This is a genomic window from Streptomyces sp. NBC_00464 (genome assembly GCF_036013915.1).
Taxonomy (GTDB): Bacteria; Actinomycetota; Actinomycetes; order Streptomycetales; family Streptomycetaceae; genus Streptomyces.
This window is the reverse complement of the sequence record NZ_CP107901.1, coordinates 1-16,541: the sequence shown is the minus strand read 5'-3', so window position 1 is coordinate 16,541 and position 16,541 is coordinate 1. Positions and strand designations below refer to the sequence as shown.

13 protein-coding genes and 1 pseudogene are annotated in these 16,541 nt (G+C 66.9%); 9 read left to right on the top strand and 5 right to left on the bottom strand.

All coding sequences use genetic code 11. The annotated features are described in order from the left end of the window. Positions 1–418 precede the first annotated feature (418 nt). The gene (locus OG912_RS39095; RefSeq protein ID WP_327713790.1) at positions 419–1,663 is read right to left on the bottom strand and encodes an MFS transporter; all 1,245 of its coding nucleotides are present in this window, start codon (positions 1,661–1,663) and stop codon (positions 419–421) included. Positions 1,664–1,798: 135 nt separating this feature from the next. On the opposite strand from OG912_RS39095, the gene OG912_RS39090 reads away from it, so the two are divergent. The 5 genes from OG912_RS39090 to OG912_RS39065 all read left to right on the top strand — a co-directional run bounded on the left by OG912_RS39090 (position 1,799) and on the right by OG912_RS39065 (position 7,551). Then, a complete protein-coding gene (locus tag OG912_RS39090) occupies positions 1,799–2,752 on the top strand; it encodes a LysR family transcriptional regulator (RefSeq protein ID WP_327713789.1) in 954 nt (317 codons plus the stop codon). Between the two features lie 136 nt (positions 2,753–2,888). Then, positions 2,889–3,722 carry an NAD(P)H-binding protein gene (locus tag OG912_RS39085; protein ID WP_327713788.1) on the top strand — a complete coding sequence of 278 codons (834 nt, stop codon included), beginning with the start codon at positions 2,889–2,891 and terminating at the stop codon, positions 3,720–3,722. A gap of 658 nt (positions 3,723–4,380) precedes the next feature. Beyond that, the gene (locus tag OG912_RS39075; RefSeq protein WP_326741033.1) at positions 4,381–5,535 is read left to right on the top strand and encodes a ParA family protein; all 1,155 of its coding nucleotides are present in this window, start codon (positions 4,381–4,383) and stop codon (positions 5,533–5,535) included. A 95-nt stretch (positions 5,536–5,630) separates the two neighbouring features. After that, complete coding sequence (locus OG912_RS39070) at positions 5,631–6,698, top strand: plasmid partitioning protein (protein ID WP_327713787.1); 1,068 nt, start codon at positions 5,631–5,633, stop codon at positions 6,696–6,698. A gap of 619 nt (positions 6,699–7,317) precedes the next feature. Further along, positions 7,318–7,551, top strand: coding sequence for a hypothetical protein (locus tag OG912_RS39065; RefSeq protein ID WP_327713786.1), 234 nt, complete (start codon positions 7,318–7,320; stop codon positions 7,549–7,551). Positions 7,552–7,855: 304 nt separating this feature from the next. Here OG912_RS39065 and OG912_RS39060 read toward each other — a convergent pair whose 3' ends face one another. Beyond that, on the bottom strand, positions 7,856–10,501 hold the full coding sequence (locus OG912_RS39060) for a DEAD/DEAH box helicase (RefSeq protein ID WP_327713785.1): 2,646 nt from the start codon (positions 10,499–10,501) through the stop codon (positions 7,856–7,858). Positions 10,502–10,687: 186 nt separating this feature from the next. Here OG912_RS39060 and OG912_RS39055 point away from each other — a divergent pair, with 186 nt between their 5' ends. Further along, on the top strand, positions 10,688–12,220 hold the full coding sequence (locus OG912_RS39055) for a helix-turn-helix domain-containing protein (RefSeq protein ID WP_327713784.1): 1,533 nt from the start codon (positions 10,688–10,690) through the stop codon (positions 12,218–12,220). Next, a complete protein-coding gene (locus OG912_RS39050) occupies positions 12,220–12,795 on the top strand; it encodes a transcriptional regulator (protein WP_327713783.1) in 576 nt (191 codons plus the stop codon). The genes OG912_RS39055 and OG912_RS39050 overlap by 1 nt, the downstream gene beginning before the upstream one ends. Before the next feature lie 564 nt (positions 12,796–13,359). Here OG912_RS39050 and OG912_RS39045 read toward each other — a convergent pair. Next, the gene (locus tag OG912_RS39045; RefSeq protein WP_327713925.1) at positions 13,360–13,518 is read right to left on the bottom strand and encodes a hypothetical protein; all 159 of its coding nucleotides are present in this window, start codon (positions 13,516–13,518) and stop codon (positions 13,360–13,362) included. A 128-nt stretch (positions 13,519–13,646) separates the two neighbouring features. On the opposite strand from OG912_RS39045, the gene OG912_RS39035 reads away from it, so the two are divergent. Continuing rightward, a complete protein-coding gene (locus OG912_RS39035) occupies positions 13,647–14,453 on the top strand; it encodes a hypothetical protein (protein WP_327713782.1) in 807 nt (268 codons plus the stop codon). 204 nt (positions 14,454–14,657) lie between these two features. Continuing rightward, positions 14,658–15,200, top strand: coding sequence for a DUF6882 domain-containing protein (locus OG912_RS39030; RefSeq protein ID WP_327713781.1), 543 nt, complete (start codon positions 14,658–14,660; stop codon positions 15,198–15,200). Positions 15,201–15,359: 159 nt separating this feature from the next. Here OG912_RS39030 and OG912_RS39025 read toward each other — a convergent pair. Continuing rightward, positions 15,360–15,504 (bottom strand): annotated as a pseudogene (locus tag OG912_RS39025) (ATP-binding protein); the annotation flags it as partial. Continuing rightward, complete coding sequence (locus tag OG912_RS39020) at positions 15,491–15,877, bottom strand: DUF3732 domain-containing protein (RefSeq protein WP_327713915.1); 387 nt, start codon at positions 15,875–15,877, stop codon at positions 15,491–15,493. The gene OG912_RS39020 and the pseudogene OG912_RS39025, both read right to left, overlap by 14 nt. Positions 15,878–16,541: the final 664 nt, after the last annotated feature.

Below are 16,541 nucleotides of genomic sequence, written 5' to 3'. Positions count from 1 at the left end.
CGGCGGGGAAAAGCCGGGCCAGGACGCCGGGCGTGTCGGCCGCTCGTGGTCCTGGCCCGGCGGGGAGGGACTGAACGGTTGGGCCCCTTTCGGTCCCTCTTCAGTCCCTCTGGCAAAAGCGCAGGTCAGAAGCTTGCGCCTGACAAAATCAAGGGACCGAAGGGACTGAAGGGACCGAACTTCCCTGTTCCCTCTGACATGCGTGCGTGTGTATGTACCCGCGCGTAACAAAGAGTACTTATTCCTGAAGCGCTGATAACTGCGACTTCTCAGTCCCTTCAGTCCCTCGAAGCTGTTCCATATGCCCGCTGACCTGCGCTTTTACCGAAGGGACTGAAGAGGGACCGAAAAGGGTCCAACCGTTCAGTCCCTTGCCCGGAAAGACCAATTCACCCAAGAAAGTGGTGTTTTGGAGCCCTCATGAATGGCTGCGCGCCGGTTCCGGCGCGGGCTGCGACGGACGGTCCCGCCGGGGAAGCAGGAGCGGGGTGGTCAGGATGAGCAGTCCCGCGACTGCGAGAGCGGTGCGTGGGCCGGTGACACCGGCGAGCAGCCCACCGAGCGCGGTGAGGACGGCGATGGCAGCCTGCTGGCCCACCGACCAGGCCGACAGGGTGCGGGCGATCAGATGGTGGGGGGTGTGTTCGAGTCGGTAGGTGGCGAGTACCGGGGTGTACAGGCTCATGTTGATGATGATCAACAGCTCGATCGCCATCACGGTGACGAGACCGCCGACGCCGGGGCCGACGAAGGCCAGGCCGATCAGCCAGATGGCGCGCAGTGTGCCGATGGTCCGGAAGACCCAGTGCCGGCCGTAGCGGGCCACGACGCGGCGGGCCAGCCGCGAGCCGATGAGCCCGCCGAGACAGGGGGCGGCGAAGGCGAGGCCGTACTGCCAGGGCGGAAAACCTAGTTGGCGCAGGAGGAGCACGGCCAACAGCGGCTCGGTGGCCATGATCAGACCGGCGACGAGCATCTGGTTGAAATAGAGCGCCCGCAGGACGGGGTGCCCCAGGATGTGTCGCCAGCCGTCAAGGACGGCGCCCGCCCGGACCGGGCTCTTGCCGGTGCTTTGCGGCACTTCTTCCCGGCCGCGGATCGCGGTGATGCCGAGTGCGGAGAGCAGGTAACTGAGTCCGTCGGCCACCACGGTGGCGACCGGCCCGAACAGGCCGATCGCCACCCCGCCCAGGGGTGGTCCGACAGCGATGGAGCTCCAGTTCGTGGACTCGAACCGCGCATTGGCGACGAGCAGGTCGTCCGGCCGGACGAGGGCCTTGAGATAGGCGCCACCGGCCGCGTTGAAGGCGATCTTGGCCGCGGCAACGACGGCCGAGATCACGAGCAACTGGACGAAACCGAGCAGCCCGAAGGCGTAGGCGACCGGGATCGTCGCCATGGCCGTGAACCGGGCCAGGTCCATCGCGATCATGACCGAGCGCTTGCGCCGGAACTCCACCCAAGGTGCGAGGGGCACCGCGATCAGCGCGCCCACCGCGGGCCCCACAGCCGACAGCGCGGACACCTCGGCAGGACTGGCGTCCAGGACCAGCACTGCGATCAGCGGCAAGGCCCCGAACCCCAGCCCTGACCCATAGGCGCTCACCGCATACGCCGTCCACAGCCAGCCGAACTGCCGCCCCAACGGTCTCCTGCCCCTCACGTTCAGCGCCCCCTGTGTCTCACCCGTACAAACTGACGTTGACCGGTGAGAGCTAAACGAGCAGTACTGCAGCAGGTCAAACAACCGACTTGTCGGCAGCCCACAACCATGCGTTGTGCCCTAACGTGGTTCGGCATGGATCTCGAAGCCGTACGTACCTTCGTCGCCGTCGCGGACGCGGGCCAGTTCCAGGAAGCCGCTGCCGATCTGGCAGTCACCCAGCAGGCCGTCTCCAAACGCATCGCCGTGCTGGAGAAGAACCTCGGTGTGCGCCTGTTCACCCGTACGGCGCGCGGTGCCGAGCTCACCATCGACGGGCAGGCGTTCCTGCCCCAGGCGCGTGAGCTGCTGCGCGTCGCCGAGCGCGCGGTCGCCTCCGTTCGTCCCGGCCGCCGCCCGCTGCGCGTCGATGTGCTCGCTTCACGTGGCGCACAGGCGGGCCTGCTGCGCGGCTTCCACCGCGCGCACCCCGAGATCGAGCTCGACGTGCTGATGCTGTTCGACATCGAGACGGCCGTCGCCGCAGTCCGGTCCGGTTCGATCGACGCGTCCGTCCGTGCCGTCGGCGTGCCTGGCCGGCCCCTTCCCGAGGACATCGAGTCCGTCCGGGTGCTCGACGAGCCGCTCCAGCTCCTCACCGGCCCCGCCCACGCGCTGGCGGACGCCAGGTCGGTCACCGTCGCCCAGCTCGCCGGGCAACGGATCTGGATGCCCGGCATCGTGCCCGGCACCGAGTGGGCCGCCTACTACGACGACCTCGTCGCAGAGTTCGGCCTCACCATCGAGGCGACCGGCCCCAACTTCGGCTCCGACGCTCTCCTCGACACCATCGCCGACACTCCGGCCCTGGCCACCTTCATGGGCGAGCACACCCGCCTCATCTGGCCCGCCGGCCACGGCCTGCGCCGCATCCCGGTGACCGACCCGACGCCCGTCTACCCGCACTCACTGATCTGGCGCCGCGACAACCCGCACCCCGCACTCACCACGCTCCGCACATACCTCGCCTCCACACAGCCCGACCGCCCGGACCACCCCGACCGCGAGACGTGGACACCTGCCTGGACACCCGCATGGACACAGCGGTAAGCGGCACCGTGGTCACCATGAAGTGCGCGATGAACGTGACCGGCTCGCGAGAGCTGCCGACTCTCTTGACCTGAAGTTTGGTTGAGCTCCTAGCGTCACGCATGTTGATCACTGCCTGACGACAGGAGACGACCTCATGATCCTCGTGACCGGAGCCACCGGAAATATCGGAAGCGCCCTCTTGACGGAGCTCCAGGCGCTCGGCGCCGGACCGCTGAGAGGCCTCACCCGCGACATTGCACGGGCCGCGCTCCCGGAGGGAGTCGAAGCCGTCACGGGTGACCTCGCCGAGACAGCCACCCTGAAGCCTGCGCTGGAGGGGGCCCGATCGCTGTTCCTTGTGTCACGCATGGGGTCGGACGCCGAGATCATCGAGGCGGCCCAGCAGGCGGGCGTGGAACACGTAGTGCTGGTCTCGTCCATCACCGTCCAGACCCATCCGCACCTGGGCCCCGCCCGGGAGAACCTGGCCGTCGAGCGGCTGCTGCAGGACAGCGGCATGGCATGGACGATCCTGCGGCCGACGCAGTTCGCCTCGAACGCCCTGTGGTGGGCGGGAGCGATCCGTGCGCACGAAACGGTCCGCGTGCCCTATGCGGACATCGGTCTCCCCACGATCCACCCTGCGGATATCGCATCGGTGGCTCGCATGGCCCTTACCGAATCCGGCCACCACGAGCGGACGTATGCGCTGACTGGTCCGGAGAGGGTCACGGCCCGGCAGCAGGTCGGGGCCGTCGCGGCAGCACTGGGGCGGAAAGTGCCGTTCGCCGCGATCGGCCGGGAGGAAGCCCATCGGCAGATGGCTGACTTCCTGGGCGCCGAAGCAGCGGACGCGGTGCTGGACCTGACGGGTGGCGACGTCAACGACGAGCTGCTCATGGTGCGTGACACGGTTGCCCGGATCACCGGTGCTCCGGCCAGGACGTTCCAGCAATGGGTGTCGGAGAACGCCAGGGCCTTCCACTGAGCTGCCGGCTCCTGACCGGCGTCACCTTGGCCGAGACCGCCCCGGACGACGTCGACGCTCGCCACTTCGGCCTCGCGCGCTTGTTGGGCGACGGTTCCCCGGCCGTGCGGTCAAGCCTGCTGGGCCTCGCCGACGGCTGGACCGCTCCCGCCCTCGCCCTCTTCGACGAGGTCCAGCCTTCCCGCCGGACGAACCGAGAACCCGGCCCCCGGAGGGTCCTTCCGGGGGCCGCGGTGCCGGCACATCGAGCGCGGCCTGCTGCGGCACTCCCCCACCGCGGGCAACCGGGCCGCCGGCCGGGCCGGGAGTTGCCTGCCCCCCTACACCTTCGTCCGGGCCCGCGGCTCCCCCGGGGATCACCCGCCGAATGCAGCGCCACCTCCGGGAGCCTGTGGTCCGGCCCATACTCCGCCGGATCGAAGGGCGGGGCACCACTGCCCCTCGTCCGGCAGTAATCCGGTGCGTCCGCGTGAGCCGCCTCATCTGTTCGTACTCTCGCGATGAGTGATCGACACACAAACATTCGAAGACGCCCATCCTGGATCGTCAGCGACCGGCGACGGCAGGGCTGTTGGCTTGGGGTGCGGTGAGACGGATCGCTTTCCCCTGTCGCGGGGTGTTGCCTTGCCATTGACTGCGAGGTGAGTAAGGTACCCGCATGACCGTCCCTTACAGTCCCGATGATCGGGAAAAGGTAGTTGCGAAGCTGCCGGCAGCCCTACGCCAAGAACTCAAGGTCCGCGCAGCCGAGTTGGGTGTGGACATCAAGGACGCCGTCACCGAAGGCGTCCACGCCTGGAGAACCGGGGATTCCCCGCGCACACAGGTCGACACCTCCGGCGGAACCTCGTTCGCCACCTACCTTCCCAACGGGCTGTACGGCCAGTTCAAGAACGTGTGCAAGGACCGCGGCATCGCCTTCAACCAAGGCATCGCCCAGTCGATCCGGCTCTGGCTCGACAGCAACCCCTCCCCCCGCCGTGTCCCCCGCACGACCGGCGCCCGACGCCTGATCTTCGGCAATCAGAAGGGCGGAGTCGGCAAGACCGCGACGTCTGCCGGAATCGCCGAGGCACTCGCGGAAGCCGGACAGCGCGTCCTGCTCATCGACTTCGACCCCCAGTGCCATCTGACGAAGCAGCTCGGCTACCCGATGCTGGCCATCGACAACCCGAGCCTGGCCAAGCACATGCTGGGTGAAGGAAAGGGCAAGCTCCGCGAGCTGCTCGTCCCGATAGAGGAGGGAAGCTTCGGCGGCCGTCTGTTCCTGCTGCCCGGCTGCAAGGACGCGTTCCTGCTGGACGCCAAGCTGGCAACCACCCGGCACGTGCGCATCAAGGAGACGGCTCTGGAGAAGGCACTGGAGCCGCTTGAGAGCGAGTTCGACTACATCGTCATCGACTGCCCGCCCAGCCTGGGCTACTCCATGGACACCGCCCTGTACTACGGGCGCACCCGCGACGGCGAGGAGCCCGAGGCCTCAGGCGTCGTGATTCCCGTGCTGGCCGAAGACTCCTCCGCGGACGCCTACGACATGCTTTTCGATCAGATCGAAGACCTGACGGCCGACCTCGACGTAGAGATCAGCAAGATCGGTTTCATCGTCAACATGTACGACAGCCGTAAGGGATACATCGCCACCTCCTCCCTCGAGAGCTGGAAGGCCATCGGGGATCCGCCCGTTCTGGGCGTGATTCCCGAACGCAAGGAACAGCGCGAGGCAGCCCGACTGAAGCAGCCGCTGCTCACGTCGGCCCCCGACTGCGAACAGTCCGAGGTCTTGCGCACCATCGCGATGGCGGTGAACGGATGAAGGCCGCCGACCGGCTCGGAACGGGCTCATCCTTCGGGAACGTCCCCCGCGGCCGCAGCGCACGCGGCCGTGCAAAGGCCGTCACGCAAGGCGATGTGCCGGCGTACGAACTCGTCCGCCTGCGCCTGAACGAGGTGGCTCCCACCCCGCTCAACCCGCGGCGCAACTTCGGCACCAAGGAAGAACTGACCCGCTTCGGTGAGGAACTGCGCACGGCGCAGCTTGCCGCCTGTGTGGCCGTCTCCCGCGACGCGTATCTGAACCTGTGGCCGGAGCACGAGGACGACATCGGCGACGCCGGCCACATCCTCGTCAACGGTGAACGCCGCTATCGCAGTGCCTCTCAGGTCGGTCTGGAGGCCCTGGACTTCGTTGTCCGTGACGAGCTGGCAGCCTCTCGCGAGACGTTCATCAACCATCTCCTCAAGGAGAACCTGGACCGCGCGGACTTCGACATCATCGAACGGGCCCGCGGCATCAACGAACTCGTCGAGGTCTGTGCCGAGGAATCGGTGCGTGGAGCTCGCACCCGGGCCGCAGAGAACCTGGGCAAGGACCGGTCCTGGGTCACGCACCAGCTGTCGCTGCTTGAGCTGCCCGAAGAGATTCAGCGGATGCTCAGCTCCGGTGACCTTCCGGAGCGTGACGGACGCCTCCTCGTCCGGCACTTGAAAGACCACCAGGGCCTGATGACCGCCGCAGAGCTGCTGCAAGTCCTGAAGGACGAGAAGGCAGCACGCTCCGCTGAGCGGGAAGCCGAACGCGCCCTGCTCGCAGAGGCAAGGGGCCGCACGCAGAACCCCGTGGAACCGGCGCAGCCCGACCACCCCTCCCCCAGTTCAGCCGTCCCGGAATCCACAGGCCCGACGGCTGACTCTCCGGCTCCGGCAACGCCGGCAACCGAGACGCCCGCAGCACAGTCCGTTCCTGAAGCCGCCGAGACCGAGCACTCCCCGACATCGCGGGCAGTGAAAGCAGTGGACCGACCGGCGACCGCGGTCCCGATACAGAGCGCAGAACGGCATCCCACTGTGCCGGCAGCTCGGGCGGTCATCGAGTTCGGCCAGGTGGAGCAGGTTGCCGATGCTCTGGCTGATCACATGCCTGCGGAGGAGCTGACGAAGCTGGCGAGACTGCTGCTGGAGCGGGCGGACAGCAAATAGAAGAGGTTTGGCTCACGTGCGAGGGGGCGGGATGTTGTACGCGTACAACATCCCGCCCCCTCGCATCAGCAGCGTCGGGCGGATGTTGTACGCGTACAACATCCGCTCCCCCGCAATGAAGGCGTCGCCACAGTGGTGACCACCAGCATCCTGAAGCGGCCAACGGTCACCGCTCAGGTCAGCGGGGAGAAGGAGGTCACGGCCTCAGGCCCACGAGCAATTCCACGAGAGCATCGCGGCCACGGCGAGTCCTCACCCAGCCGGCCGGCCCGCAGCGCACGTACTCGCGGCGCGCCACCGAGACTGCCCACACTCGCACCGACCGGGGCAGCCGCTCCAGTGTCGCGTCAGGCAGCGTTTCTCCCCGCTGCAAAGTGACACACGGCCCGGGGGAGTCCACCCCGATGTTGTACGCGTACAACATTCACGGATCAGGGAGGCTCTCCCTCTCCCGATGTTGTACGCGTACAACATCGGGAGAGGCCACCGGAGACGAGCCAGCACGCGAACTGGGAACGACGCTTCCTCGTCAAGGACAGTGACACCGTCCCGGATCGACGCCCTTCTGGTGCTGTGACCGCTATGGTTTGCCGGGTTGTGAGGGAGGACCGTGGTGTTCGTGGAGATCGTCTTCGTGGGGCTGCCGATCGACCGTGACGAGGTCGAGGAGGCGTTGGAAACGGCGTTCGAGTTCGACGGCGAGGTCACGGGTGCAGGCAGCGGCATGGGCCGTTGCCATCTTGACCTTGAAATCACGGGTGGCTTGGACGCAACCGCGGCCCTGGAGCGGCTCCGGGGCGTGCTGTCCGAACTGGGAATCGCGAAGTACGCAACCTTGAAGGTCAGCGACTGATCAGGCTGCCAGTCGTGCTTGTCCGCCCAGCGGATGCAGTCACAGCACTAGCTCGCTGAAGGGCTTTGCCCTCCGTCCGAGAAGCGTCGGACTGGCCTCACGATGTTGTACGCGTACAACATCGACGGTCTGAGGGAGTCCTCCCGGATGTTGTACGCGTACAACATGCACGGTCCGGGGGAGGCCCGCCCTCGGATGTTGTACGCGTACAACATCCGAGGGCCGCCGTATCGACCATTGAGGCGGAGACGCTGAGCAGATGTGCGCCTCGCGCCGCCAAGCCGGGCCCTGGCCGCCGCCCGCGTCAGGCCCAGCGCACGCCGAGTTCGGTGAGGGCGGTGTGCTGTTGCGCCGTGAGCTTGTTGCGCCGTGCCCGGGTGTTGGACACCCATACTCCGAGCTTGACGGGTGTCGGCTCGGATTGGCCGTCGATGAGGATCTCTTCGAGGTGTGCGCGGGGGACCGGCCTGTCCGGGCCTTCTCGTTGGATCCACTGGGCGAGGGCTTGCAGGCCCCGGTCGAAAGCTGTGGTGGTGTTCCCGGCCGACATGGTGTCCGGCTTCGCTGTGGGGCGGGGGTGGAGACCAAGGTGTTCGAGGCGTTCGCGCTGTTCGGTCGTGAGGTTCTGCCATACGGCGGGGTCGCGTTGCCTGTTGATCCAGCTGCCGACGTCGACGCCGTGGACGGTGACGCCGGGCAGGACTTCGGTGAGTCCGTTCTCCTCGGCAAGGAGCTCGAGGGCGGCGGCGTAGTGGCGTTGCCAGTCGACGGGCCACTGCGGGTCCCAGTCGGGATCGATCGCCTCCAGCGCGGCACGTCGCTCGACCGCCCGCTCCGGATCCTTGCCCAGGCCGCCGGTCTTGCGGACGTTGGCGAGCCACTGACCGACGGCAAACCCCTGGATCGAGGCGCCCTTCGGGGCGGCGAGGGTGCCGTGGGCTGCGTGGTAGGCGCGGGCCGCGGACAGGTTCTTGAGGAACCGGGCGTCCGCGACCGACCAGGTCATGCCGAGTTCGTTCAGGAGCTCGGTGCGCCAGGCCTTCAGCGTTCCGAGACGGAAACCGCGCCGCTGCTCGCTGACCCAGGATCCCAGCGCGTAGGAGTCCCCGTCCCCTCCTTCGCCGCCCTGCGGAGCGGTTGCGTCGAGGGGGACGTCCGCGTTGCCGTGTTCGTCCACCCAGCGGCGCAGGGCGTTCAGACCGGTCAGCCAGATCTCGGAGTCGGGGCGCAGGACACGGGTGCGCAGGAAAGCGGCGATGACATCGGGGTTCCGGGGCAGGGAGAACCGCAGGAGCGGAACTGAGGCCATGCTCGGCAGCAGCGCGGTCTCGGGTTCGGCGCCGGTGCCGCTACTGGAGGCGGGCTCTTCGGTGTCCTCGTCCGCGTCGACGACCGGTGTAGGGGGGCGGTCTTCCTCGTAGGCGGCGGTTGCGTCGGCGTCCCTGTGCAGCGGGTCCAGTCCGACCACAGTGCCTGCCTGCCCGCGGGCGGTGGTGGTCCGGAGAATCATCCGCTCGATGACCCGTTCGTCGTGTGCCCTGAGTCCTTGAAGCACGGCTACGAGGGGGCGGTAACTGGCGGAGGCCATCATGTCTTCCGGGCTCTCACCAGGGTCGAGGAAAACGGGCACGATCAGCCGCGCGACCTTGCCCTCGCCCGGTTCCTGGCGCAGCCCCCGGCCCGTGATCTGCACGATCTCCACGGGCGAGCTGCGGGTGTCGGCGAAGACGACGCCGCCGACACCCCGCTTCCCGCGGATGTCGACGCCTTCGCCGAGTACCCGACAGCTGCACAGCACACCGAGGTCGGTCACCCATCCGTCCGCGTCCAGGCCGTCGGCGAACCGGCCCAGGACTTCCCGCCGGTGGCCGGCCGGATGCTCACCGCACAGCCACTCCGCGCCCACCCGCTTCGGGTAGGTGAGCGGGTCCATCTCGTACAGCTCGGCGGCGGTCTCCGGCAGGGCGCGGGCGAAGGCCATCGCGTCCAGCGTGCGGGAGTGAAAGGTCATGAACGACCGGACACCAGTGGCGTCCGCGTGCTTGAGCAGCGCCGCCTGCAGCGCGGCCAGGCGCCGCCCCCGCTGTTCCTCCGCCGACGAGTCCGTTCCCGTGGATTCAGGGTCCTGGATCTCCAGCACGTCGATCTCGAAACGGGCCAGGACGCCGCGCTCGACGCTTTCCATCAGTCCGAACTCGTACAGCACGGGCCCGTAGAGCTCGACATCGTCCATCGAGGCCACCAGACGCCCGCCGACCGCTTCCGCGGCGCTCTGCGCGTCCGTCGTCGTCATACCGCGGGCCGGTGAGGCCTCCCACAGGCGCGGTGTGGCCGTCATGTACAGGCGTCGCACCGAGGGGATCCGCTCCTGGTCGTGCACGGCCGCCCAGGCCTTCCCGAGATCACCTGATGTCCGGTGGGCCTCATCAATGACCAGGAGGTCGAACGGCCCCATCCTCTGACCGAACGACCCACGCATCGCCCGCTCCAGGACACCCGGCGCCAAAGCGCCGTACGCATCGCCCTGGTCGTCCTCCAGACCCTGCGGCGAGAGGCTGGCGTACGTAGCGAACACCGCCATCGGCCCGTTTCCGGCCCACAGCGCAAGCTGGGTGGGATTGGTCGTGCACCGTACGTCGAGCGCTTCCAGCAGCGGATCGGAGCCCAGGCTGCACACCGCGACCGCCGGCCCCTTGTGTCCTACCGCCCGCCACGCCTCGACCGTCTGGGTCAGCAGTTCCAGCGTCGGCACGAGGATTCCGATGAGCCCGTGCGGAACCATCCGCAGGGCGGCCACCCCAGCGGTGATTGTCTTGCCTGAACCGGTCGCCATCCGGAGCTGTCCACGTCGGCCCCGGGCAGGAACGAACCCCGATGCGGGGAGGGACAGCCCTCGGACAATCGAGTCAACGGCCTCAACCTGATGCGACCGAAGGGAAATTCCACTCAACTCCACCACTCCTCACTCCCCACGATCAACGTAATCCGATGCTGCCGGAAGCCGGAGAGTACCCGCGTCCATGGACGGCCTTCCTCCACTGAAGGCGCCAGTGCCGCCCCCACTCAATTGCCAACATCCGTCCAATGACTGTCCAATTTAGCACCAGAATAAGCTAAATCGTTGTAAGGTGGGTGCATGAGTGAAGAAGCCAGCGTGGAAGCGCTCCTGGAGGAAGCACGCCTCACCGCCTGGATGCCGCCCGCCGCCGAACGCCTGCGACTGCGCCAGGCGGCAAACCTGTCACGCGCTCAGGTTGCCGCCGCTGTAGGCGTCGGACGCACCACCGTCGCCAACTGGGAAGCCGGATCCTCCGAACCAACGCCGCCCGGCCGCCTGAAGTACCTGCGCCTGCTCAAGGGCCTCGCCGAGATCTACCCCGCCCCGGCACCAGCCGCCCCCGCCCCCGCCCCGGCCCCGGCAGCCCCGGAAGCGTTCACCCCCGCGCTCGAAACCCTGCGCGGCCCCAACGGACTGGCCGTCGAAGGTGAGCCAGGCCCGTGTATCCGCTGCGGCGTCATCACCACCCACCAGTCCATCGAGGGCTACCCGCTGCACGTCGGAGCCATGTGCCGGCCTGCCACCACAGCGCCCGTCACCACAGCACCCAGCACCCCGGCCCCGAATCCGGTCTCACCGACTCCGGCACCCGTCCCGACGCGGCCGCAGCGCCGTGCCCGCTCGGCCGCCCGCGCCCAGGACGAGACCACCGGGCTCATCGGCCGTGCCGTCCACGAAGAGCTGGAGAAGGCCGCAGGCGACGTCGACATCGCACTCAACGCCCTCGTCAAGCGCGCCATCAACGACGTGATGCGACTGTTCGACGAGACGCGTGCCACTGCCCGCTACCAGTTCACGGCCTATCCCGCGCTGCCCGACATCCTGAAGAAGCCCTCGAAGAAGGAGCCGGACCAGATCTGGGAGGCCCGCCCCAGCTTCCGCCACCCCGACTACTCGCTCCGGGCACCCGGCGACACCAAGGTCACCGCCCTCGACGTCAATGCCGCCTACTTGTCCGCCCTCAAGTGCTGGCTGCCGATCGGCAAGTTGGAACACAGCACCGGCACCGACGGCGTGGACCCCAAGCGCTCCGGAGTCCACCTGATCACCCCCGCGGAGTGGGTTCACCCGCACCTGCCCGACCCCATCGGCGACCGCGACGAACCCGGCGCCCTGTGGGTCACCAACGCCACGCTGCGCCTCTTGCAGCGGCTCTCCGGCCCCAAGCACGGCCTGGTCGAAGCCCCGGCCATCCATGAATCCTGGACCTCCGGGGCAACGGAGAACTTCCTCGACGCCCTACGCAAAACCCTCACCGCCGCACGCGAGACCGCGCTTGCCGAGGACGACACCCTCACCCTGGAGTACATCAAGGCGATGTACTCCAAGTTCATCTCCACAATGGGGGAGTCGATCCACAACCGCGAGATGGTCCGGCCGGACTGGATGCACATCATCCACAGCCAGGCGTACGCCAACCTCTGGGGCAAGGCCTACAAGGCCCACCAGGCAGGCCTCGACATCATCAGCATGATGGGCACCGACGAGCTCCACGTCACCGGCGACTGGCGCCAGGTCTTCACCGAAGGCCGCGGCGTGTCCGAGATGAAGATCAAGCACGGCGACGCCAAGGCGTCCGGTGAATACACCATCGGAAAGGCGACCCGCTGATGGCCGGCCGCTGGATGCACCTCGGGCTGTACAACGCCCGCGGCGTCCCGGGCGCCGACGCCCTCGGCGCAGCCATCGAGCACATGGTCACCGGCATCTCATCACCGGTCGACAGCGAACGAGGACTCGCCGCCCGCCTGCGCTACCTCACCAAGACCGACGCCGGCTACGAAGCCATGGACCGCGCAGGCATCCATGTATCCCCCCGCACCCTCATGGCATGGCTCGCCGAAGAACAGACCCCCAACAAGACCAACCTCACCCGCATCGACACCGCCTACTGGGACCTGCGCCGCCGCAACGTCGCCACCGACCTCAAACACCGCCTCAACAACAACGGCCGCGGCACCCGAATCGAGATCAACCCCGTCGACCAGTCAAGTGTCGACCGCAAACACCAGCGGGACCTGCCCAGCCGCAACGTCAGCGTCCGCGGAGTCTGGGACCGAGCCGTGGACGCCTGGATCGAGGACGACAGCGGGGAACTCGACGCCATCTGGGACGACATCATCACCAGCCTCGGCAGCGACTGGGATGCGTACTCCCACGTCTCCTCCATCGGCTGGGCCGCCTGACCACCCCACCGCGACGAACGGGCCCGGAACCACTTGAACTGACTCCGGGCCCGCCGCCGTCACGGGCGCGCTGGACCCGACCGTGCTCATGCTCCACCATCGTGGAAGAGGGCGATTCCGACCAGCTCAACAGCCTGCTCCACGCAGCTCCGGATCGCCTTGGCCAAGGGGACACCGCTTCGCTGACCGAACCCGTGTGAACCATGCGAGCGTCCATGAACTGCTGGCATCCGGGCTCAGCCGGAGGGCGCCGGCCAGCCAAACTCGACGCGTTCAAGCCCTACCTGGATGACCGCTGGAACCAGGGCTGCACTAACGCCTGGAGGGGGTGGGAGGAGATCGTGCCGCTCGGCTATCAGAGCCGCTAACCAGCGGGTTCGCGCCTATTCTCGGCAGAAGCGGCTCTCACCAGGTCCCGTTGCCCGGCCACCGTCACCCCGGGGCGTCGCCGGATGGATCCTCCGCCGGCCGGAGATCCTCACCGAGATGGAACGCCTTCGGCTCAAGGCCGTTCTGGTCCAGCTCCGAGATGGACGCCCTCACCGGCCACGCCCGCTCCTTCGGTCAGATGCTCACCGAGCTCCAGGGCGAACGCCTGCCGCAGTGCTCGATGCCGTCCGGCGCGACGACCTCCCCAGCCTCGCTGCAGGCATCAACCGTGATCGCGACGCTGTCATCGCTGGCCTCACCCTGCCCTGGAGCTCCGGCGTCGTCGAAGGACATGTCAACCGGATCAAGATGCTCAAGTGCCAGATGTTCGGCCGAGCCGAGTTCAATCTCCTACGAAAGCGCGTCCTTCTCTACGGATGACCAAAGGCAGCGCAGGATCGCCCACGCTATAGCCTCGGCCCGTGACCAACAGCGGCAGCCGAACGGCGGAGAATGGCCCTCACCCCGAGCTCCCACACTTTCAGGAGCTCTTGGATGGGACAGACTGGGCGTCGCTCGCCACTCCGTATGGGACCGGCGAGTCCCTGCCGGCCGCGCTTAGGCGTCTCCTCGACCTCGATCCGGTCGTGCGGGCGGCCGCCGCCAGGGACGCACTCGACGCGGTGACCCACCAGAACAGCATCTACGAAGCCACCGTGCCCGTAGCTCTTTACGTGGCGGCCATCCTGAACCACCCGGTTACCGCCGCAAGTGAACACGCTCACGAGGCCGACCTCCAACTGCGCCACCCCACTCTCGAGACGCTACTGGACTGGATCGGATACACCGCCTACGACGCCGACGACGAGCGCGTCGCCATGGGCGAACGCCATTTCGGAGAAGGCTTCCTCGACGCATGCCCCGACATGCGGGCTTTCCGGGACCTGCGCCCGGTGATCTACTCCGCCGTTCAACCGTTTCTTACCAATGACAACGCGAAGGTACGCAACGCGGCCCTCGTCGCCGCCATCCCCCTCACCGAGCACCACGCCCTCACCGGGCACCGGAACCAGCTGACTGACCACGCCCACCGCCTGCTCAACACCTGCACAGACCGATACAAACGCGACCGCGCGTTGGACGCGCTGAATGCTTGGGTTCACGACAGCAGCACCCTGGAAAATGCGAACGACATCGCCGCCCGTGAACTTCGCACTCGCATGGCAGATCACGATCTGTGGTGGGCGAGCAACGGGACAGGCGAATACGCCGAAGACCCGCCGTTCTGACGCAGAGGCTCAGTTCTCTACGCGTTAGCCGTCACTCAACGTATGCGCTTCACGGAATGTGTGCCGGAACCCGAGAGATGACGACACTCTGTCGACGATCACGTATTCCCTCAGTCGTTTAGTCACGCCGTGCCCATTACGTCGGAAGTGTCGGGTGGGAGGGCCATCGTCGACTGGTCAGTGGCCTCTGGCAGACTCCGCGGCATGGGATTGTTGAAGCGGGCCAAAGTGGCGGAGAGCGCTGGTCAGACTGGGGAGCCGGTCGATCTGAGGGTGTTGCTGCTGCAGGGCGAGGAGATGATCGACCAGCTGGCTCGTGCGCACATGTCTTGGGGGCTGGGTTCGGCAGATCGCTGGGATCTCGATCAGACGACCGGCATCATCAGCTGGACTTTCCCCGATAGGACGGCGTCGGCGCCAGCGCAGATCCTCGGCAGCTTCAGTTCCGCCTCGGGCTCTTGGCTGTGGGCCTGGGCCAACGAGAGCATCCTCCCCGCCATGAGCCGTGACGCCAGCGTCTTTCGGGACTGGGCAGAAGCTCAGGGACATCCCCACTTGGCCCAGCCGAAGATCGACGCCGATATGACGGCTGTTTCGAAGCTTGTGGCCTTGGCTGTTCGCGTCACCAACGCCACCGGCTATTACAGGAGTCCGGGAAGCAACTCCACCTTGATCATCACATTCGGTCCAGTCACCTTGACCGCTGAGGACGGCAGTGTGTCCAGCTTCAACATCAATATCAACTAGCGTGGCCAAACTGAGCTAAGCCCGACGCCTGGTCCTTCAGAGCCCAGACGCGACCCGCTGAGTCGGCAGCCCACCGCCCGTGAGGCGACTTGACCATGGGACTGGCGTGGGGATGGTCAGCCGGCCTTGGCCCGCCCCCTCGGCTCGTGCGCGGGGGCTGGCGAGGCGGTAGGGGTTGGTGCCGTTGAAGGTGAGGCGGTCGGCGATGGCCGCGCAGAGGCGGGGGTTGGTGAAGGTTGGTCCAGCCGTCGAACGACTCGTTCGAGGCGATGGCGATGCTGTTCTTCTCCTCACGTTCCGTCAGGGGTGGTCCCCGGTATGTGGTGGCGGGGGCTATGGGGTGGGGTTGGTGTCGAGCTAGGTGGTGGGGGTGAGTTTTTCGCCGTTGCGCCAGTTGTAGCGGAGGGGTGCCTGGTTCCAGGGGTGTGGCAGGTCGGTGTGTTTGCTGACGTTGATCTTGAAGTGGGGGAGGGCTCTGTGGCGATCTGGTGCATGAGCTGGAAGAGGCCGGTGACTGTCACGCGGTCTTCGTCGAGGGCGAGGTTTTCCAGCCGGCCTCGGGCCTTGGCCATGTCGGAGGGGTAGTAGGGCTGGGTTGGCTGGTCGAGCATGAGGAAGCGGGGTACCGGCCGGCTGTTCGCCGTGAAGTACTGGTGGAGGGCGAGTTGGGCGGCCAGGTGGTAGCCGACGTGGTTCTTGCCACTGCCGATGCGGAGCAGTTCGGTGATGCCGTTCGGGGTGTGTGGGCCGACCTATCTGAGCAATGCGCAGGTAGGTCGGCCCACACGATGGGGTGAAGAACTGCCTGAGCGTCCCGCTCAGGCTTTGCTAAGTCTGAGGTGGCACCGCATGCCTGTCGGGGGGATGAGGGTGCCAGCGTCGCCGTCTGTAAAAACTGGGAGCAGGGGTGCACTGCGCAGGTTCGCTGATTCACGACATCCACGAAGGGCGCAGCGTCCCGAGGCAGCACTGTTTTGCCCAGTCTCTACCCCGATGCATAACTGATGCACCAGAGGACTGAGAGGGGTGCAGCCCGGGGGAGTTGATGAGATAGAATGGAGAGCCGACAGAGGGGTGACCCCCTTCAGAACGGCAAGGGCCGACGACTCGTCAGGCTGCCGGACCAGCAGGGGGCGAGCCCGCATGAACCCCCACCATTTGCCCCTATCTTTGCCAGGCATGACGTCAGCCACTCTCTTGTGACAGGGCATGACGAATCCTCACCAATCTCCGGCAGTGCACGAATTCCGGAGGAATTCATTTTGAAATTCCGGAGGAATTGCATAAACCCGTAGGGTTTATCATCTTTACGCCCCGTAGGGGCGTGCGTCGTTCCTCCGG

What these genes read in the sequence shown, in the direction of transcription:
- OG912_RS39075 (WP_326741033.1), top strand. Translation starts at nt 4,381, where the DNA reads ATGACCGTCCCTTACAGTCCCGATGATCGGGAAAAGGTAGTTGCGAAG.
- OG912_RS39090 (WP_327713789.1), top strand. Translation starts at nt 1,799, where the DNA reads ATGGATCTCGAAGCCGTACGTACCTTCGTCGCCGTCGCGGACGCGGGC.
- OG912_RS39085 (WP_327713788.1), top strand. Translation starts at nt 2,889, where the DNA reads ATGATCCTCGTGACCGGAGCCACCGGAAATATCGGAAGCGCCCTCTTG.
- OG912_RS39030 (WP_327713781.1), top strand. Translation starts at nt 14,658, where the DNA reads ATGGGATTGTTGAAGCGGGCCAAAGTGGCGGAGAGCGCTGGTCAGACT.
- OG912_RS39050 (WP_327713783.1), top strand. Translation starts at nt 12,220, where the DNA reads ATGGCCGGCCGCTGGATGCACCTCGGGCTGTACAACGCCCGCGGCGTC.
- OG912_RS39055 (WP_327713784.1), top strand. Translation starts at nt 10,688, where the DNA reads ATGAGTGAAGAAGCCAGCGTGGAAGCGCTCCTGGAGGAAGCACGCCTC.
- OG912_RS39045 (WP_327713925.1), bottom strand. Translation starts at nt 13,518, where the DNA reads ATGTCCTTCGACGACGCCGGAGCTCCAGGGCAGGGTGAGGCCAGCGAT.